Here is an 18,300-nt window from a genome sequence, read left to right on the forward strand (position 1 = left end):
CTTCGCTTGACCCAGGTCAATCCACATCTTGTGCTTTTGCATCAGCATTCCCACAACATCTTGTGTCGGGGACTGGCATGCGGAGCGATGGATTCACGGCGCGATCCCTGGGCGGCGGCCGGGCGGCGGGGCCTCTCGTCGATCCGGTCGCCTCGATCGGCGAGTACTTGAGCCGCGCCGACTGGCGGGTCAACGCCAACGCCAACCAGGGCTACTCGCTGGGCGGGCTGATCCTGAACGTCTCCGGCAAGGTCACCGCCAACTACTGGCTCTCGCACGTCTACCCGCCCGAGATCGGCCGCGCCCACCGCGAGGGCGACCTGCACATCCACGACCTGGACATGCTCTCCGGCTACTGCGCCGGCTGGTCGCTGCGCACCCTGCTGCACGAGGGGCTCAACGGGGTGCCGAACCGGGTCGAGGCGTCGCCGCCGCGGCACTTCTCCTCGGCCATCGGCCAGATCGTCAACTTCCTGGGCACGCTGCAGAACGAATGGGCCGGCGCCCAGGCGTTCTCCTCGTTCGACACCTACATGGCGCCGTTCGTGCGCAAGGACGCGCTGTCCTACGACCAGGTGCGGCAGGGCATCCAGGAGCTGATCTACAACCTCAACGTGCCCTCGCGCTGGGGCACGCAGACGCCCTTCACCAATCTCACCTTCGACTGGGTGTGCCCGCCCGACCTGCGCGCGCAGCGGCCGTGCATCGGCGGCGAGGAGATGCCCTTCGCCTACGGCGAGCTGCAGGCCGAGATGGACGCGATCAACCGCGCCTACATCGAGGTCATGAGCGCCGGCGACGCCCGCGGCCGGGTGTTCACCTTCCCGATCCCGACCTACAACATCACGTCCGATTTTCCCTGGGAGTCGGAGAACGCGCAGCGGCTGTTCGACATGACCGCCAAGTACGGGCTGCCGTACTTCCAGAACTTCATCAATTCCGAACTCGACCCCGGGATGATCCGCTCGATGTGCTGCCGCCTGCAGCTCGACCTGCGCGAGCTGCTCAAGCGCGGCAACGGCCTGTTCGGCAGCGCCGAGCAGACCGGCAGCCTCGGCGTGGTGACGATCAACTGCGCGCGCCTGGGCTATCTGCACCGTGGCGACGAGGCGGCGCTGTTCGCGCGCCTGGACGAGCTGCTGGAGCTGGGCCGGCGCAGCCTGGAGATCAAGCGCGAGACGATCCAGCGCCTGATCGACGAGGGCCTGTTCCCGTACACCAAGCGCTATCTGGGCACGCTGCGCAACCACTTCTCGACGCTGGGGGTGAACGGCGTCAACGAGGCGATCCGGAACTTCACAGGCGACGCCCACGACATCGCCAGCGACTGGGGCCACGCGTTCGCGCTGCGCCTGCTCGACCACGTCCGCGCGCGGATGGTCGAGTTCCAGGAGCGCACCGGCCATCTCTACAACCTCGAAGCCACGCCGGCCGAGGGCACCACCTACCGCTTCGCCAAGGAGGACCGGCGGCGCTGGCCCGGCATCCTGCAGGCCGGCACCGACCAGCAGCCGTACTACACCAACTCCACCCAGCTGCCGGTCGGCTTCACCGACGATCCGTTCGAGGCGCTGGAGCGACAGGAGGCGCTGCAGTCGCGCTACACCGGCGGCACCGTGCTGCACCTGTACATGGGCGAACGGCTCTCCAGCGGCGCGGCCTGCCGCGACCTGGTCCGGCGCGCGCTGAGCCGGTTCCGGCTGCCCTACGTCACGGTGACGCCCACGTTCTCGATCTGCCCCGTGCACGGCTACCTCTCCGGCGAGCACGTCTTCTGCCCGCGCTGCGACGCCGAGCGGCTCGCCGCCCGGCGCGAGGCCGCGCGCCCCGGCGCCGCCTAGCGCGCCGGTCCGACTTTCCCGCCGGCCGCATGGCCGGCTCCCGCCCGACCCAACGAGGAGATGCAGATGCGACACGACGACCACGACACCCTGCCCGACGACGAGCGCCAGCGCTGCGAGGTGTGGACCCGGGTGATGGGCTACCACCGCCCGGTATCCAGCTTCAACCTCGGCAAGCGCGGCGAGCATGCCGAACGCCGCTTCTTCGCCGAGCCCGCGGCGGCGCGCGCGGTGCCGCGCGCGGCATGATCCGCATCGGCGGCATGACGCCGGTGACCTCGATCGATTTCCCCGACCGCCTGGCGGCGGTGCTGTTCCTGCAGGGCTGCCCGTGGCGCTGCGGCTACTGTCACAACCCCGCGCTGCTGCCGGCGCGCGGCGGGGAGGCGATCGCCTGGACGCAGGTCGAGGCGTTCCTGCGCCGCCGCCGCGGCCTGCTCGACGGGGTGGTGTTCTCCGGCGGAGAACCCACCCTGCAACCGGCGCTGCCGCAGGCCGCGGCGCGCGTGCGCGCGCTGGGCTTCGAGGCCGCGTTGCACACCGGCGGCATGTACCCGGCGCGGCTGGCCGCGCTGCTGCCGCTGCTGGACTGGGTGGGGCTGGACGTCAAGGCGCCGGCGTCGCGCTACGACGCCATCACCGGCGTGCGCGGCAGCGCCGCCAGGGTTGGCACCTCGCTGCGGCAGGTGCTCGACAGCGGCATCGCCTACGAATGCCGCACCACCTGGCACCCGGGGCTGTACCCCGAGGACGAACTGCAGCGGCTGGCCGACGGCCTCGCCGCGCAGGGCGTGCGCCACTGGGCGCTGCAGGAATGCCGGAGCGCATCGCTGCCGGCGACGGGCTGGGCGCTGCGCGATCCGGCGGCGCTGGGCGCGCGCTTCGAGCGCTTCGTGGTGCGGCGCGCCTGAACGAAAAAGCCCGCCGGCGAAGCCGGCGGGCCCGAGCTGCGGACGTGCCGCGCGGCAGGTCAGGGCGTGACGACGAGCGTGCCGCGCATGATCGCCGAGTGGCCGGGGAACGAGCAGAAGAACACGTAGTCGCCGCCGGCGCGCAGGCGGTTGCCCGGGAAGGTGACCCGAGTGGTCGCGCCGCCGCCGATCACGTCGGTGTGCGCGATCACGCGCTGGTCGTCGGCGGGCACGTACTTGCCGGCCGCGCCGGCGGCGATGCCGGCCTGGGCCACCGCGGCGGCATCGCCGCTGGCGGTGATCACCACGTTGTGGCCCATCGCGGTCGCCGGCAGCGCGCCCGTGTGCTTGAGCTCGACGGTGACCGTCCGGCAGCCGGCCGAGACGGTCGCGCTCTTCTTGTCGAACTGCATGCGGTCGTTGCCTTCGAGGCTGATCGTGCAGTTGTCGCTGGCCTGGGCGGCGCCGGCGGCGCACAGCAGGGCGAGGCCGAGCAGGGTGGAGAGGGTCTTCATCTGGAACTCCTTGCGGATGGAACGGGAAAGAGGGTGTGCGCGTAGTGTGTGCGCGCACGGCCGCGACCGAATTGATCTGGATCATTACCCGGCGTGAAGGCATTCCGGCGTTTGGTCGCCGCTCAGCGTTCGCGGGCGCCCCGCCGGCCCGGGCTACCGCGCCGGCAGCGGCGCCGGCAGGCAGCCCAGCGCGGCCAGCGGGCCGTGCAGCGCCGGCACGTGCATCAGCCAGGGGGCGGCGAGGGAGAGCACGCCCGCGGCCAGCACCAGCGCGCCGGCGGCGGCGCGCCAGCCCGGGCGCTGCAGCCAGCGGCCCAGGCGCGCGCCCGACCAGGTCAGCGGCAGCATCACCGGCAGGGTGCCGAGCCCGAACGCGGCCATGGTCAGCGCGCCGTTGCGCGCGTCGGCCTGCAGCCAGGCGATGGTCAGCAGGCCCAGGCTGAGACCGCAGGGCAGCCAGCCCCACAGCACGCCCAGCAGGATGCGCTTGGGCGCGGAATCGGCCGGCAGCAGCGGCCGCTGCAGCGGCCGCAGCCACTGCCACAGCCGCTGGCCGGGGCCGGAGAGCCCGGCACGGCGCACGCCCAGCAGGCGCAGCGCCAGCACCACCAGCGCCGCACCTACCAGCATGCGTAGGCCGACCGCCAGCCAGGGCGAGCGCGCCACCGCCAGCAGGCCGTCGCCGACGACGCCGGCGGCCGCGCCGGCCAGCACGTAGCCGGCCACGCGGCCGAGGTTGACCTGCCAGGCCAGCGGCCAGCCGCCGCGCGGCGACAGCGCCGAGAAGCCGGTGGCGATGCCGCCGCACATCGCCGCGCAGTGCACGCCGCCCAGCAGGCCGGCCAGCAGCGCGGCCAGCAGCACCGGCCAGTCAACCGGCATCGCGCGGCGCTCCCCCCGCGTCGCTGGCGGTTGCGGTTGCGGTTGCGTCAGCGGTTGCGTCCGCGTCTGCGGACGCGTCGCTCGTGGCATCCGCGGATGGCGCGGGACCGGCCTGCGTTCGCTTCGGCGCGCGTTCGGCGCGCGGGCCGTCCTCGTCCACCAGCACGTCGAGCGCCGGGGTGTCGAGGTCGTCGAACTGGCCGCGCCGCACCGCCCAGACGAAGGCGCCGATCGCCACGCCCAGCAGCAGCAGGCTGATCGGCAGCAGCAACAGCAGGCTTCTCATCGCGGCGCGGCCGGCACGGCGGCGGTGGACCCGGCGCCGGTCGCGCGCGGCGCCGGCAGCGGCGGCGTGCGCGCCAGCCGCAGCGCATTGGCGGTCACCGCCAGCGAGGACAGCGCCATGCCCAGCGCCGCCAGCCAGGGCGTGACCAGCCCGGCGGCGGCCACCGGCAGCGCGACCAGGTTGTAGCCCAGCGCCCAGGCCAGGTTCTGGCGGATCACCCGGCGCGTGCGCCGCGCCACCGCGACCGCGGCGGGAATGCGCATGAGCGAGCCGCCGGTGAGCACCAGGTCGGCGGCGCGCTGCGCCAGCGACGCGCCCTCGCCCATGGCGATCGACACGTCGGCGCCGGCCAGCACCGGGGCGTCGTTGAGGCCGTCGCCGACCATCGCCACCACGCGGCCGCGCGCCTGCAGCGCGTGCACGCGGTCGAGCTTGTCCTGCGGGCTCTGGCGCGCGTGCGCGTCGTCCAGGCCGAGGCGCTGCGCGAAGGCCGCCACCCGCGCCGGCGCGTCGCCGCTGGCCAGGTGCAGCGCCAGCCCCTGCGCGCGCAGCGCGTCGAGCGCTTGCGGTGCGTCCTCGCGGATCCGCTCGCGCAGCACGAAGCGGGCCGCCGGCTGCGCGCCGTCGCCCAGCCAGACGTCCTCGTCGGGCGCGCGCGCGGCGGCGAAGCGCGCCTGGCCGAGCCGCCAGCGGCGCCCGCCGACCGTGCCTTCCACGCCTTCGCCCGGCACGCTGCGGACCTCGCGCGCATCGGCCGCGGCCGGCGCGTCGGCGAAGGCCGCGGCCAGCGGGTGGCGGCTGTCGCGCTGCAGCGCGGCGGCGATGGCCAGCGCCTCGTCGGCGCGCATGCCCGGCTCCGGCACCACCCGTTCCAGTTGCGCGCGGGCGTCGCCGAGGGTGCCGGTCTTGTCGAACACCACGTCGGTGGCCGCGGCCAGCGTGTCCAGCGCGCCGTCGCGGGTGGCCAGCACGCCGAGCCGGGCCAGGGTGCCGTGCGCGGTCGCCAGCGCCGTGGGCACCGCCAGCGACAGCGCGCAGGGGCAACTGATGACCAGCAGGGCCAGGGTGACCTCGAACGCGCGCGAAGGATCGTAGAGCCGCCAGCCGACGTAGACCGCGATCGCGGCCACCAGCAGCGTCGCCACGAAGCGGCTGCCGACGCGGTCGGCCGCGCGCGCCAGCGCCGGGCGCTGCGCCTGCGCCTGCTCCACCAGCCGGGTGAGCTGCGAGAGCCGGGTGGCGCTGCCGACGCCGGTCACCGCGATCCGCGCCGGGCGCTCGCGGCAGACGCTGCCGGCGTGCACGGTCTCGCCGGCCTGGCGCAGCACCGGGCTGGATTCGCCGGTCAGCAGCGATTCCTCGAACGCCACCGGCCCGTCCAGCAGGCGGCCGTCGGCGGGCACGGTCTCGCCCGCGGCAACGCAGGCGGTGTCGCCCACGGCCAGGCGCGCGATGGCCACCGTCTCGCGCTCGCCGTCGGCGCGCTCGCGGGTGGCGAACGCCGGCCGCGCCCGCGCCAGCGCATCGACCTGGGCGCTGGCGGCGTTGCGCGCGCGCTGCTCCAGCATGCGCGCGGCCAGCAGCAGGAACACGAACATCACCGCGGCGTCGTACCAGACGTGCGGCCCGCCGCGGATCGTCTCGACCAGGCTGGCGAAGTAGGCCAGCAGGGTGGAGGTGGCGATCAGCGTGTCCATGCCGACGTGGCGGGCGCGCAGCTCGCGCCAGCAGCCGATCAGGAACGGCCAGCCGGAATAGAACACCACCGGGGTGGACAGCACGAAGGTCAGCCAGCGCAGCACGTCGCGGGTCGCGGTGGGCATGCTGGCGTCGAAATCCAGGTACAGCGCCTCGGCCAGCATCATCGCCTGCATCGCGCCCAGGCCGGCCACGCCCAGGCGCAGCAGCCAGCGCCGGCGTTCGCGGGCGCGCTCGCGCTCGCGCGCATCCCCGGCGGCCAGGTACGGCCGGTAGCCCAGCGCCAGGAGGCGGCGCAGGATCGCCGACAGCGGCGCGCGCGCCGGGTCCCAGGCGATGCGGATGCGGCCGGTGACAGCGTTGGCGACGACCTCGGACACGCCGTCCTCGCGCGACAGCGCGCGGTCGATCAGCCAGGCGCAGGCGGCGCAGCGCATGCCGTCGGTGAGCAGGGTGATGCGCAGGCCGCCGTCGAAGGCGTGGGCGTGCTCGGCCAGTACCTCGTCGCGGTCCCACACCGACAGGTCCACGGCGTCGGTGCCCACCGGCGCCGGCAGCGCGCTGCGCAGGCGGTAGTAGTCGTCCAGGCGCGCATCGCGGATCCAGGCCGCCGCGGCCTCGCAGCCGGCGCAGCAGAACGCCGCGCCGTCGGCGCCGATCGTCGCCGTGCCGGCGATGGGCTCGCCGCAGTGGAAGCAGGTGCGCGCGGCGGTCGCCATCGCGGGGTCCGGGGATTACGGCGAGGCGGGCGCGAGCCGCGTCGCCAGCTGACCGGCCGGCAGGCGGCCGCGCAGGCGCCACGCCGCGTCCTCGGGCGCCAGTTGCAGGATCCAGTCGTGGGACAGGTCGATCTCGCCGTCCGCGCGCCAGCCGTGCTCGGACGGCGCCAGCAGCAGGTCGAGGTCTTCGCGCGCCTGCGCCGGATGCGCCAGGGTCAGCCGCAGCGGCGCGGCGCGGTCGAAATCGCCGTTCACCGCGATCACCTCGATCGCACCGCCGCCCTCGTCCAGCCGCAGCAGCGCGGCCAGGTGCAGGCGGCGCGCGGCGCCGTCGGGGCCGAGGTCGGCGGTCTGGATCTGGGAGACGCGCTGCACCTCGTCGCGCACCGCGTCGGTGCCGCCGGAGCGGGTGGCGATGGTCACCAGCGAAACGCCGGCGACGATGGACGCCAGCGGCAGGCCGAACACCAGCCAGAGCATGGGTTCGCGCCACGGCGGGCGTTTCTTCTGTACGGGGTCGTTCATTGCATGGGTCCGAAGAAGCTGCTGTCGATCTCGGCGCGGGCGCTGCCGTCGGCGCTCTCGACGTGGAAGCGGATCGCCTGGCGTCCGCCGAGGTCGGCGGGCGCGTCGAGCACCACCGGCACGGCAGCGACCTCGCCCGCGGCCACCTCGGTTTCCAGGGGCGCGCCGCGGATCTGGATGCCGGCCGTGGTCGGCGAGATCCCGATGCGGTAGACCTGCGGCTGGGGCGACTTGTTGGCGATCTTCAGAGTGTAGCCGTTCTCGATCCGGCCATCGGCCGCCTCGCGGTAGAGCGCGTTGCGGTCGCGCAGCACCTCGGCGATGAGCTCGCTGCGGTGGCCCACGCCCCAGGCCCAGGCCACGCACAACGCCGCCAGCAGCGCGCCGTAGACGATCACCCGCGGCCTGAGCACGCGGCTGGGCTGGCCGTCGATGGCGTTCTGGGTCGAGTAGCGGATCAACCCGCGCGGGTAGCCCATCTTGTCCATCACCTCGTCGCAGGCGTCGATGCAGGCGCCGCAGGCGATGCACTCGTACTGCAGGCCGTTGCGGATGTCGATGCCGGTCGGGCAGACCTGCACGCAGATCGTGCAGTCGATGCAGTCGCCCAGTTCCTCCGGCGCGAACCGCGGCAGCGGCTGGATCTCGCCCAGGTCGCCGTCGAAGGTGATGGTCTTGCGCGCCTGCAAGCGGTTGTCGGCGGCCGAGGGATGGTGGTTGGCGCGGAACACGTAGTCGTAGGCGGTGGCGGCGTCGAGCAGGCCGCGCGCGCGCTCGAGCACGCTGGCCAGCCCGCGCTTGCGCGGCCCGCGCGGTTCGCCGCGCATCGGGTCGTAGGCGATCAGCAGCGTGTTGCGGTCGAACATCGCGCTCTGGAAGCGCGCGTACGGGCACATGTACTTGCACACCTGCTCGCGCAGGAAGCCGGCGTTGCCCCAGGTGGCGAAGGCGTAGAACAGCACCCAGAACGTCTCCCAGCCGCCCCAGGAGAGCGTCGCCAGGCGCGCGCCCAGGTCGGTGATCGGGGTGAAGAAGCCGACGAAGGTGAAGCCGGTCCACAGCGCCAGCAGCGCCCACAGCAGGTGCTTGGCGCCCTTGCGCAGGATCTTTTCCCGCGTCCACGGGCCGGCGTCGAGCTTCATGCGCTTGCTGCGGTCGCCCTCGGTCCAGCGCTCGATCCACAGGAACACCTCGGTCCACACCGTCTGCGGACAGGCGTAGCCGCAGAACAGCCGTCCGGCCAGCGCGGTGAAGAAGAACAGCGCCATCGCCGCGATGATCAGCAGCAGCGCCAGGAACAGGAAGTCCTGCGGCCAGAAGGTCAGCCCGAAGACGTGGAACTTGCGCGCCGGCAGGTCGAACAGCACCGCCTGGCGGCCGTCCCAGCGCAGCCAGGGGAACAGGTAGAACATGCCCAGCAGCCAGAACACCGCCGCGGTGCGCAGGCGGTCGAAACGGCCGCGCACGCTGCGCGGGTAGACCTTGGCTTCGCTGACGTAGAGCGAGCCGCCGCGATCCTCGGCGACTTCGATGGGAATGCGCTTGCTCACGGCCTACTCCGGCGGCAGCGCGCGGTTGAAGCGGGCGGCCGGTCGCAGGAGGATCCAGGTGAACAGGCTCGAGCCGGCGGTGGCCAGCCAGAACATGAAGAACCCGGCCGTATAGCCGAGTTCGCGGGTGAGGGGCAGGTCGGGAAAGGTCATGTCGCGCAGCAGCAGGGGATCGACGAAGGCGAAGAACACCATCGTCGACACCCCCGCGGAGAAGAAGCTCGGCCACAGCACCGCCCCCAGGCGCTGGGCCAGGGGGCGGGGCGGGTGGTCGTAGTGAGGGTCCGGCGGACGGCTCATGGCGAGTTCGCGGACGCCGTGGCGGGGGGCGGGTTGGACAGCGACCACACGTAGGCGGCCACCAGCCGGGAGCGGGTCTCGCCCAGCAGGTCGCGATGGGCGGGCATGACGCCGTGCCGGCCCTCGCGGATGGTCTGGCGCATGCTCTCCACGGTGTTGGCGTACAGGGTGTTGCCGTGGGTCAGGTCCGGCGCGCCGAAGGCGATGTTGCCCTTGCCGTCGGGACCGTGGCAGGCCACGCACAGGCTGTCGTAGAGCTTCTTGCCGCGCGAGGCCGCGTGGTTGTTGCGCAGGCTCTGCTCGGGCTGGCGCAGCAGGCGCACGTAGGCGATGACCTGGTCGACGGCGTCGTCGCCGCCGATGCCGGTCAGCACGTCGCCCAGCGGCGGCATCACGCCCTCGCGGCCGTCCAGCACCGAGGCCAGGATCTGGTCGGGCTCGCCGCCCCAGTTCCAGTGCGCGTCGGTCAGGTTGGGATAGCCCGGCGCGCCGGTCGCCGCCGAGCCGTGGCAGGCCGCGCAGGTGTTGGCGAAGATCGAGCGCCCCAGCGCGCGGGCCTGCGGATCGCGGGCGAGCACGTCGATCGGCTGGCCGGTGTAGGCGGCGAAGGTGGCCTCCAGCTGCTGGTCCTGGCGCGCCTTCTCCGCGTCGTGCTCGGCCACCGAGGTCCAGCCGCCGAAGCCGGCGAAGTTGCCCAGCCCGGGGTACCACAGCAGGTAGGCGATGCTGAAGACGATGGTGATGTAGAACAGGTTGATCCACCACCGCGGCAGCGGCTTGTTGTACTCGGTGATGTCGCCGTCCCAGACGTGGCTGGTGTCCTCCGGCGCCGGGTCGCCGGGGCGGCGGCGCGCCGTCCACCACAGCAGCCAGACGCAGCCGGCGATGTTGAGCGCGATGAGCGCGATGACGTACCAGGACCATCCTGTGCTCACGGCGCATCCTCCCCGTCGGACAGCGGCAACCGGGCCGCGTCCTCGAAATCGGCCTTGCGGCGCGGGCTCCAGGCCCAGGCCCAGCCGGCCAGGAACAGGATCAGCAGGACGGTGGTGACGATTCCGGAGATCATTGCGGCGCTCCTCCGCGCGGTGCGTGCCGCCCCAGCCCCTGCAGGTAGGCCACGATGGCGTCGAGTTCGGTCTTGCCGATCAGCTCGTCGCGCGCGGCGGCGATCTGCTCGTCGGTGTAGGGATCGCCCAGGCGCTGCAGGGCGCGCATGCGGTCGGAGACCTGGTCGGGATCGAGCGGGTTGCGCTCCAGCCAGGGGTAGCCGGGCATGTTGGATTCGGGCACCACGTCGCGCGGGTTGTGCAGGTGCACGCGGTGCCAGGCGTCGGAGTAGCGCCCGCCCACGCGGGCCAGGTCCGGCCCGGTGCGCTTGCTGCCCCACTGGAACGGGCGGTCGTAGACCGATTCGCCGGCCAGCGAGTAGTGGCCGTAGCGCTCGGACTCGAAGCGCAGCGTGCGCACCATCTGCGAGTGGCAGTTGTAGCAGCCCTCGCGGACGTAGACGTCGCGCCCGGCCAGCTCCAGCGCCGGGTAGGGTTCCACGCCCTCCAGCGGCTCGATCGCCTCGGCCTGGTACATCAGCGGGACGATCTCGGCCAGCCCGCCGAAGGACACCGCCACCGCGATCAGGACCGCCATCAGGCCGACGTTCTTCTCGATCTTCTCGTGCTTGTTCGACATGGCGCTTCCTCAGCCCTTCGCCGGTGCGGGTTCGGGTTCGACCGCCGGCGGCAGCACCGGCTGGTCGGCCACGCTGCGTGCGGCGGCGTAGGTCTTCCACACGTTGAGCGCCATCAGGAACATGCCGGCCAGCACCAGCACCCCGCCGCCCAGGCGCACCAGGTAGTAGGGGTAGGTGGCGTTGAGGGCCTCGACGAAGCTGTAGGTCAGCGTGCCGTCGTCGTTGGTGGCGCGCCACATCAGGCCCTGCATGACGCCGGCGATCCACATCGAGGCGATGTAGAACACCACGCCCAGGGTGTGGATCCAGAAGTGCAGGTCGATCCACTTGGTCGAGTACATCGCCTCGCGGCCGAGCAGCTTCGGCAGCAGCGCGTAGATCGAGCCGATGGAGATCATCGCCACCCAGCCCAGCGCGCCGGCATGCACGTGGCCGATGGTCCAGTCGGTGTAGTGCGACAGCGAGTTGACCGTCTTGATCGACATCATCGGTCCCTCGAAGGTGGCGATCATGTAGAACGAGATCGCGACGATGAGGAACTTCAGGATCGGGTCGGTGCGCAGTTTGTGCCACACGCCCGACAGGGTCATGATGCCGTTGATCGCGCCGCCCCAGCTGGGCGCCAGCAGGATCAGCGAGAACACCATGCCCACCGACTGCGCCCAGTCCGGCAGCGCGGTGTACTGCAGGTGGTGCGGGCCGGCCCACATGTAGACGGCGATCAGCGCCCAGAAGTGCACGATCGACAGCCGGTAGGAGTAGATCGGCCGGCCGGCCTGCTTGGGCACGTAGTAGTACATCATCCCCAGGAAGCCCGCGGTCAGGAAGAAGCCGACCGCGTTGTGGCCGTACCACCACTGCACCATCGCATCCACCGCGCCGGTGTAGACGCTGTACGACTTGGTCAGGCCCACCGGCATCGAGATGTTGTTGACGATGTGCAGCAGCGCCACGGCGATGATGAACGCGCCGTAGAACCAGTTCGCCACGTAGATGTGCTTGACCCGCCGCTTGGCGATGGTGCCGAAGAACAGCACCGCGTAGGCCACCCATACCGCGGTGATCAGGATGTCGATCGGCCATTCCAACTCGGCGTATTCCTTGCCCTGGGTGAAACCCAGCGGCAGGGTGACCGCGGCCAGCACGATCACCAGCTGCCAGCCCCAGAACACGAAGGCCGCCAGCTTGTCCGAGAGCAGGCGGACATGGCAGGTGCGCTGCACCACGTGCAGGCTGGTGGCGAACAGCGCGCAGCCGCCGAACGCGAAGATCACCGCGTTGGTGTGCAGCGGCCGCAGGCGGCCGTAGCTCAGCCAGGGCAGGTCGAAGTTGAGCGCCGGCCAGTAGAGCTGCGCGGCGATGATCACGCCGACCAGCATGCCGACGATGCCCCAGATCACGGTCATCACCGCGAACTGGCGTACCACCTTGTCGTTGTAGGTTTCTGTGTTGGCCACGTCGCCGTCCCAGGGTTTTTCAGGCGACCCGAGTCTGCGCCAGCCCAGGCGCGTTCACATTGATCAGAATCAAGGTACGGACAGCGCGAACGGCGCAACGACGCGGAATCGGCGCGGAGTGAGACGTGTTCGCATTTGCGCGCTCGATCGGCCCGGCGCCCACGGGCCCGCAGCGCGGGGGCGCCGCCCTGGGACGGGCCACGGCGACGAGGTGCCGCCGGAGCGGTTCAGTCGGCCTGGGCCGTCCGCTTCAGCGCCCGGTAGCGCTCCAGCGCGTCGCGCAGGTCCTGGCCCAGGTGCCGGCGCTCGTCGAGCTGCTGCTCCAGGATCGCCTGCTGGCGCAGCAGGTCGGCGTGCTGGCTCAGGATGCTGTCGGCCAGCGGCTTGCGCACCGGCTGCTGGCGCAGTTCCAGGTCGGCGGCCTGGCGCAGCAGGTTCAGCAGGCTGGCGCGCAGGTTCGCCACGCCCATGCGCGAGGTCTTGACCGACTCCTCGATCAGGGTGATCCGCTCGCCGTAGGCGCGTTCCAGGTCGGCCTCGGTGGCGTAGGACTCCACCATCGCCAGGTCGCGGCGCCGCGCCGCGGCCTCCGCGTCCGCGGCCTCCGCCGCCTCGCGCGCGGCGCGCGCGGCGGCGGCGCGCTCCTCGGCGCTGGGCGCGCGACCGACCTCGGCCCGCGGCAGCCCGGTGGCGGCATTGAACTCGGTCCGCGGGGCGTCCACCGCCGAGGCGGGCAGGGCGTCGCCGCAGATCTTGCGGCCGCCTTCCTCCCAGCAGTACACGCGGCGGGGCGCCTTGTCGCTGCGCTGCGCGGCCGCCGGCGCGGACAGCGCCAGCAGGGCGGTCAGGATCGCAGTGGTGATCGCCTTCATGGTGCTCCCGTCCCCCCGGTCGGTGCGCGAGGCCGGATCAGGCCTCGCTGCCGTAGCGCGCGCGGTACGCCGCCAGGCGCTCGCGCTGGCCGGAGAGTGACGCGCTTTGCGCGGCGAACGCAAGCAGGTCGTCGAGCGCGGCCACCGCGATCACCGGCACCCCCTGCTCGGCGGCGACCGCCTGCGCGGCCGAGCGCCGCGGCGTGGCGCTCTCGTCCACCACCTCCTGGCGGTCCAGCGCGATCGCGATGCCCGCCACCCGCCCGCCGGCCCCGGCGATCAGCCCCAGCGCCTCGCGGATCGCGGTGCCGGCGGTGATCACGTCGTCGACGATCAGCACCTCGCGCCCGGCCAGCGGCGCGCCGATCAGGGTGCCGCCCTCGCCGTGGGCCTTGGCCTCCTTGCGGTTGAAGGCCACCGGCAGGTCGCGCCCGCGCGCGGCGAATTCGCAGGCCAGCGCGGTCGCCAGCGGGATGCCCTTGTAGGCCGGGCCGAACAGCAGGTCGAAGCCCAGCCCGGCGGCCTCGATCGCGTCGGCGTAGCAGGCGGCCAGGCCGCGCAGCGCGGCGCCGGAATCGAAGCGGCCGGCATTGAAGAAGTAGGGGCTGCTGCGGCCGGACTTCAGGACGAAGTCGCCGAAGCGCAGCGCGTCGGCGTCGAGGGCGAGCCGGAGGAAGCGGGTGCGGTGGTCGGTCATGGCGGGATTGTCCCACGGCCGCGCGGCGCGGTCGCCGGGGGCGCTTCGAGGCGACGATGCGCCCGGTCCGCTACGCGCCGGCGGCCGGCCCGATCGCGCGCAGCAGCAGCGATTGCGGACCCGCGCGGCCGCCCCAGACCAGCTCGCCGCTGTCGACGAAGTCGGCCCCGCGGTACAGGCGCAGCGCGGCCAGGTTGGCCCGGTGCACGTTGAGGCCGAGCAGGCGCGCGCGGCCGCGGCTGGCCAGGTCGCGGCAGCACGCGGCCAGCGCGCGGCCGCCCAGGCCCAGGCCCTGCCAGCGGCGGTCCAGCGCGAACGCGCGCAGCGCCAGCGTCGCCGCCGGCAGCCGCTCGCGCGAGACCAGGCTGGCGCCCGGGTCCAGCCGGTAGAAACCGACGACCGTCTCGCCCAGCAGCACCGCCATCGGCTCGCAGCCCGCATCCGCCAGCGCGCGCTGCACGTTCCAGGCGATGTCCCCGGCCCAGGCGACCTGCGCCGGATCGACCCGCAGCGCGCGCGCCGTCTCGGCGCGGCCGGCATCGAGCGGCAGCACGCGCACGGGCGCGGAGGCGGCAGGGGCGGCGGGCATGCGCGCAGCATGCGGGGCCGGTTGACCACGATCAATGAACGCCGTGCCGTGCGCGGCCACAGTGGGGGCATCCCGACGAGGACGGGGAACCCGATGGACATGCGAAAGACGGGCCTGGCGCTCGCCGTGGGCGCGTTGCTGTGCGCCGGCGGCGCGGTGCTGGCGCAGGGCGACGACGGGCTGCGGGACATGGCCGCGGCGCTGTTCGGCGCGATTCCGGGGCCGCCTACCGAGGTGCGCGGCGTGGCGGTCACGCCCGAGCGGGTGGAACTGGGGCGGATGCTGTTCTTCGAGCCGCGGCTGTCGCGCAGCCACGTCATCAGTTGCAACACCTGCCACAGCGTGGGCACCGGCGGCGCCGACAACGTGCCGGTGTCGATCGGCCACGGCTGGCAGCGCGGGCCGCGCAACTCGCCGACGGTCTTCAACGCGGTGTTCAACGCCGCCCAGTTCTGGGACGGCCGCGCCGCCGACCTGGCCGAGCAGGCCAAGGGCCCGGTGCAGGCCAGCGTGGAGATGAACAACACGCCCGAGCGCGTGGTGCAGACGCTGGCCAGCATCCCGCAGTACGTCGAGCGCTTCCGCGCCGCGTTCCCGGACGATCCCGATCCGGTCGACTTCGACAACGTGGCGCTGGCGCTGGAAGCCTTCGAGACCACCCTGGTCACGCCCGGGTCGCGCTTCGACCGCTACATCGCGGGCGACGAGGACGCGCTCGACGCCACCGAGCGCGAGGGCCTGCGCCTGTTCGTCGACAGCGGCTGCGGTTCCTGCCACAACGGCCCGAACTTCGGCGGGCGCGCCTACTTCCCGTTCGGGGTGATCGAGCGGCCGGGCGGGGAGATCCTGCCCGAGAGCGACAAGGGCCGCTTCGCGGTGACCCAGACCGCCAGCGACGAGTACGTGTTCCGCGCCGCGCCGCTGCGCAACGTCGAGCTGACCGCGCCCTACTTCCACTCCGGGCAGGTCTGGGACCTGGAGCAGGCGGTGGCGATCATGGGCAGCAGCCAGCTCGGCCGCGAACTCGCCGATGCCGAGGCCGCGGCGATCGCCGCGTTCCTGCGCACGCTGACCGGCCGCGCGCCGGAGGTGGTCTACCCGGTGCTGCCGCCGAGCACCGCGGCCACGCCGAAGCCGGAATAGGCGCCAGGCACCGGGCGGGCCGGTGCCGGCGGGTCGGCGGCTGCGTTACCCTTGCCGCGCCTTCCGTCCCCGTGCCCGCCCATGCGAATCATCAGCTTCAACGCCAACGGCCTGCGCTCGGCCGCGACCAAGGGATTCTTCGACTGGTTCGCGCAGCAGGACGCCGACATCCTGTGCGTGCAGGAGACCAAGGCGCAGGAGCACCAGCTCGCCGGCGAGGCGTTCCGGCCGCCCGGCTATCACGTCGCCTTCCGCGACGCGCAGACCAAGAAGGGCTACAGCGGCGTGGCGATCTACAGCCGGCGCCAGCCCGACGAACTGCGCGCGTCGCTGGGCTGGGCGCCGTTCGACGACGAGGGCCGCTACCTGGAGGCGCGCTTCGGCAACCTCAGCGTGGTCTCGTTCTACATCCCGTCCGGCTCGTCGGGCGAACTGCGCCAGGGCTTCAAGTTCGAGGTCATGGACTGGCTGCGGCCCATTCTCGACGAGTGGCTGGCCAGCGGCCGCGACTACGTGCTGTGCGGCGACTGGAACATCGTGCGCGCGCGCAACGACATCAGGAACTGGACCGGCAACCAGAAGAATTCCGGCTGCCTGCCGCCCGAGCGCGCCTGGCTCAACGGCCTGATCGCCGATGCCTGCGGCGACGGCTCGCCGCAGCCGCAGGTCGGCTGGGTGGACACCTTCCGCGCGCTGAAGCCCGACGCGGTGGAATACACTTGGTGGAGCAACCGCGGCGCCGCGCGCGCCAACAATGTGGGCTGGCGGATCGACTACCAGTTGTGCACGCCATCGCTGGCCTCGCGGCTGTCGGGCTGCTCGATCCTGCGCGAGCCGCGCTTCTCCGACCACGCGCCCTACACCGTGGACTACCGCGCATGAGCCAGGCCGCTGGGGACGCGGCGCCGGGCTACCCGGAACGGGCCTCGGCGCGCACGTCGCTCTCGGCGATCGAGGCATCGACTAGCCCGGCGCGGATCATCCAGGCGTAGAGGAAGACGCCGGGCAGGGCGACCACGGTCGTCATCAGGTAGAAGTCCACGTAGCCCATGCGTTCGATCAGCGCGCCGGCGGTGGTGCCGGTGACCACGCGGCCCACGATCGAGGCGGCGGCCGAAAGCAGCGCGAACTGGGTGGCGGTGAACGACAGGTTGCACAGCGCGGACAGGTAGGCGACGACGACCACGCCGCCGATGCCGCTGGCGAAGTTCTCGAAGCAGATGGTGAAGGCGAGCATCGCGTTGCTGTGGCCGATCTGGGCGAGCGCCGCGAACGAGAGGTTCGACACCGCCATCAGGATCAGGCTCAGCAGCACCGAGCGCTTCATGCCGATGCGCGCGTAGAGAATGCCGCCGGCGAAGATGCCGACCAGATAGGCGGCGAAGCCGAAGCCGACGTCGTAGGTGGCGATCTCCGCGTTGCTGAACCCGAGATCGTCCAGCAAGAGCCGCAGGGTCAGATTGGCCAGCGTGTCGCCGATCTTGTGCAGCAGCACGAACAGCAGCACGAGCAAGGCGCCGCGGCGGCGGAGGAACTCGGCGAGCGGGCCGACCACGGCCGCGATCGCCGCGGCCATCCCGCGTCGCGGCGTCGGCTCGCGGTGGCGCGGCGGCTCGCCCAGCCAGAAGCCGACGAACACCGCCGGCAGCACGAAGACCGCGCACACCAGGTAGGCCGCGTTCCAGCCGATGGACGCGGCCAGCAGCAGCGCCAGCGCGCCGGCGCTGACCGAGCCGATGCGCCAGCCGTACTGCGACATCCCGGAGCCGACGCCGAGCTGGCGCGGCTCGAGCAATTCGATGCGATAGGCATCGATGACGATGTCGAAGGTCGCCCCGGCCGCGCCGAGCGCCACCGCGGCCACGGCGACGGTGCCGAGCTGCGTGGCCGGGTCGGCGAGGCCGAGGAAGGCCAGGGCGGCGGCGACCAGGGCGGCGGACAGCCAGAGCCAGGAGCGTCGCTGGCCGAACCGCGAGAGGACCGGCAGCCGGAACCGGTCGACCGCCGGGGCCCAGAGGAACTTGAAGTTGTAGGCGAGAAACGCCAGCGAGAACGCGGTGACGCTGCGCTTGTCGATGCCCTCCTGCGCCAGCCGGGTGGTCAGGGTGGCGCCGATCATGGCGTACGGGAAGCCGGAGGAAATGCCGAGCAGCAGCGCACCCAGCGGTGCGCGTTCGAGGTAGGGCGCGATCCAGCCGGCCAGGCCGGTGCGCGCCGGGGCGGGCGTCGTCATCGTCGGTATGCTACCCGAGCGCCGCGGCGCCGGGCTGGCGCCGCGCGCCTTGTCGGTCCCGCCCCCCCTATGGCAGCGTATGCGCCGCAGGGGTGCGACGGCTTCGTGGAGAAGAGGCGACGATGGACATCGTGCTCCAGAACGTGGACGAGGTGCTGGCCGAGCGCATCCGCCGCGTGGCCGAGGCCCGCGGCTGGACGCTGCCGCAGACCTGGCTGCACCTGGTCGAGCAGGGGCTGTACGCCTGCGAGGCCGACACGCCGGGCTTCGACCGCCAGGAGGCCGAGGCGCTGCAGGCGGCGCTGGCCGCGCTGCAGGCGGTGCCGGACGATCCGGGCTACGCGATGATCGGGCGCCGAGCGCCCCGCGACGCGCGCTGATCGCGGCGCGGC

Annotated in this window: 21 protein-coding genes; 6 read left to right on the top strand and 15 right to left on the bottom strand. The window is 72.6% G+C overall.

From position 1 onward, the window contains the following. Positions 1–77: 77 nt before the first annotated feature. From Z164_RS0100940 to Z164_RS0100950, 3 genes are all read left to right on the top strand, one after another. On the top strand, positions 78–1,841 hold the full coding sequence (locus Z164_RS0100940; RefSeq protein ID WP_024888878.1) for a ribonucleoside triphosphate reductase: 1,764 nt from the start codon (positions 78–80) through the stop codon (positions 1,839–1,841). 66 nt (positions 1,842–1,907) lie between these two features. Further along, a complete protein-coding gene (gene nrdD / locus Z164_RS23765) occupies positions 1,908–2,090 on the top strand; it encodes an anaerobic ribonucleoside-triphosphate reductase (RefSeq protein WP_236621730.1) in 183 nt (60 codons plus the stop codon). Next, positions 2,087–2,752 carry an anaerobic ribonucleoside-triphosphate reductase activating protein gene (locus tag Z164_RS0100950; RefSeq protein ID WP_024888880.1) on the top strand — a complete coding sequence of 222 codons (666 nt, stop codon included), beginning with the start codon at positions 2,087–2,089 and terminating at the stop codon, positions 2,750–2,752. The genes nrdD and Z164_RS0100950 overlap by 4 nt, the downstream gene beginning before the upstream one ends. Positions 2,753–2,811: 59 nt before the next feature. Here the strand turns inward: Z164_RS0100950 and azu are convergent, their stop codons facing one another. The 14 genes from azu to Z164_RS21210 form a co-directional block, all read right to left on the bottom strand. Then, positions 2,812–3,267: an azurin gene (azu, locus tag Z164_RS0100955; protein WP_024888881.1), complete on the bottom strand. Its 456-nt coding sequence runs from the start codon at positions 3,265–3,267 to the stop codon at positions 2,812–2,814. Positions 3,268–3,420: 153 nt separating this feature from the next. Then, positions 3,421–4,149, bottom strand: a complete 729-nt coding sequence (locus Z164_RS0100960; RefSeq protein ID WP_024888882.1) for a sulfite exporter TauE/SafE family protein — start codon at positions 4,147–4,149, stop codon at positions 3,421–3,423. Beyond that, entirely contained in the window at positions 4,139–4,420 is a 282-nt protein-coding gene (gene ccoS, locus Z164_RS23610; protein WP_160170672.1) for a cbb3-type cytochrome oxidase assembly protein CcoS, read from the bottom strand. The genes Z164_RS0100960 and ccoS overlap by 11 nt, the downstream gene beginning before the upstream one ends. 11 nt (positions 4,421–4,431) lie before the next feature. Continuing rightward, a complete protein-coding gene (locus tag Z164_RS0100970) occupies positions 4,432–6,852 on the bottom strand; it encodes a heavy metal translocating P-type ATPase (protein ID WP_024888884.1) in 2,421 nt (806 codons plus the stop codon). Between the two features lie 15 nt (positions 6,853–6,867). Further along, a complete protein-coding gene (locus Z164_RS0100975; protein ID WP_024888885.1) occupies positions 6,868–7,377 on the bottom strand; it encodes a FixH family protein in 510 nt (169 codons plus the stop codon). Further along, positions 7,374–8,927 (bottom strand): 4Fe-4S dicluster domain-containing protein, encoded by a 1,554-nt coding sequence (locus Z164_RS0100980; RefSeq protein WP_024888886.1) that lies wholly within the window; start codon positions 8,925–8,927, stop codon positions 7,374–7,376. Before Z164_RS0100980 ends, Z164_RS0100975 begins: the two co-directional genes overlap by 4 nt. 3 nt (positions 8,928–8,930) lie before the next feature. Beyond that, the gene (locus Z164_RS0100985; RefSeq protein ID WP_024888887.1) at positions 8,931–9,227 is read right to left on the bottom strand and encodes a hypothetical protein; all 297 of its coding nucleotides are present in this window, start codon (positions 9,225–9,227) and stop codon (positions 8,931–8,933) included. Continuing rightward, positions 9,224–10,162: a cytochrome-c oxidase, cbb3-type subunit III gene (gene ccoP, locus Z164_RS0100990; protein WP_024888888.1), complete on the bottom strand. Its 939-nt coding sequence runs from the start codon at positions 10,160–10,162 to the stop codon at positions 9,224–9,226. The genes Z164_RS0100985 and ccoP overlap by 4 nt, the downstream gene beginning before the upstream one ends. Further along, positions 10,159–10,296, bottom strand: coding sequence for a cbb3-type cytochrome oxidase subunit 3 (locus Z164_RS21620; protein ID WP_081770005.1), 138 nt, complete (start codon positions 10,294–10,296; stop codon positions 10,159–10,161). Before Z164_RS21620 ends, ccoP begins: the two co-directional genes overlap by 4 nt. Next, on the bottom strand, positions 10,293–10,916 hold the full coding sequence (gene ccoO / locus Z164_RS0101000) for a cytochrome-c oxidase, cbb3-type subunit II (protein WP_024888889.1): 624 nt from the start codon (positions 10,914–10,916) through the stop codon (positions 10,293–10,295). Before ccoO ends, Z164_RS21620 begins: the two co-directional genes overlap by 4 nt. A gap of 9 nt (positions 10,917–10,925) precedes the next feature. Next, positions 10,926–12,374 carry a cytochrome-c oxidase, cbb3-type subunit I gene (gene ccoN, locus Z164_RS0101005; RefSeq protein WP_024888890.1) on the bottom strand — a complete coding sequence of 483 codons (1,449 nt, stop codon included), beginning with the start codon at positions 12,372–12,374 and terminating at the stop codon, positions 10,926–10,928. Between the two features lie 227 nt (positions 12,375–12,601). Next, positions 12,602–13,246 carry a hypothetical protein gene (locus Z164_RS0101010; protein ID WP_024888891.1) on the bottom strand — a complete coding sequence of 215 codons (645 nt, stop codon included), beginning with the start codon at positions 13,244–13,246 and terminating at the stop codon, positions 12,602–12,604. Positions 13,247–13,283: 37 nt separating this feature from the next. Beyond that, positions 13,284–13,943 (bottom strand): orotate phosphoribosyltransferase, encoded by a 660-nt coding sequence (gene pyrE, locus Z164_RS19700; RefSeq protein ID WP_043688884.1) that lies wholly within the window; start codon positions 13,941–13,943, stop codon positions 13,284–13,286. A gap of 70 nt (positions 13,944–14,013) precedes the next feature. Then, positions 14,014–14,532, bottom strand: coding sequence for a GNAT family N-acetyltransferase (locus Z164_RS21210; RefSeq protein ID WP_024888892.1), 519 nt, complete (start codon positions 14,530–14,532; stop codon positions 14,014–14,016). Between the two features lie 99 nt (positions 14,533–14,631). Between Z164_RS21210 and Z164_RS0101025 the strand changes: the two genes are divergently transcribed. Both Z164_RS0101025 and Z164_RS0101030 read left to right on the top strand, forming a co-directional pair. Beyond that, positions 14,632–15,675, top strand: coding sequence for a cytochrome-c peroxidase (locus Z164_RS0101025; RefSeq protein ID WP_081770014.1), 1,044 nt, complete (start codon positions 14,632–14,634; stop codon positions 15,673–15,675). A gap of 81 nt (positions 15,676–15,756) precedes the next feature. Further along, positions 15,757–16,557: an exodeoxyribonuclease III gene (locus Z164_RS0101030; protein WP_024888894.1), complete on the top strand. Its 801-nt coding sequence runs from the start codon at positions 15,757–15,759 to the stop codon at positions 16,555–16,557. A 28-nt stretch (positions 16,558–16,585) separates the two neighbouring features. On the opposite strand, the gene Z164_RS0101035 is transcribed toward Z164_RS0101030, so the two are convergent. Continuing rightward, positions 16,586–17,908: an AmpG family muropeptide MFS transporter gene (locus Z164_RS0101035; RefSeq protein ID WP_024888895.1), complete on the bottom strand. Its 1,323-nt coding sequence runs from the start codon at positions 17,906–17,908 to the stop codon at positions 16,586–16,588. A gap of 122 nt (positions 17,909–18,030) precedes the next feature. Between Z164_RS0101035 and Z164_RS0101040 the strand changes: the two genes are divergently transcribed. Continuing rightward, positions 18,031–18,288: a hypothetical protein gene (locus Z164_RS0101040; RefSeq protein WP_024888896.1), complete on the top strand. Its 258-nt coding sequence runs from the start codon at positions 18,031–18,033 to the stop codon at positions 18,286–18,288. Positions 18,289–18,300 lie beyond the last annotated feature (12 nt).

The sequence above is a fragment of the Luteimonas huabeiensis HB2 genome, assembly GCF_000559025.1.
GTDB classification, from domain to species: Bacteria; Pseudomonadota; Gammaproteobacteria; order Xanthomonadales; family Xanthomonadaceae; genus Luteimonas; species Luteimonas huabeiensis.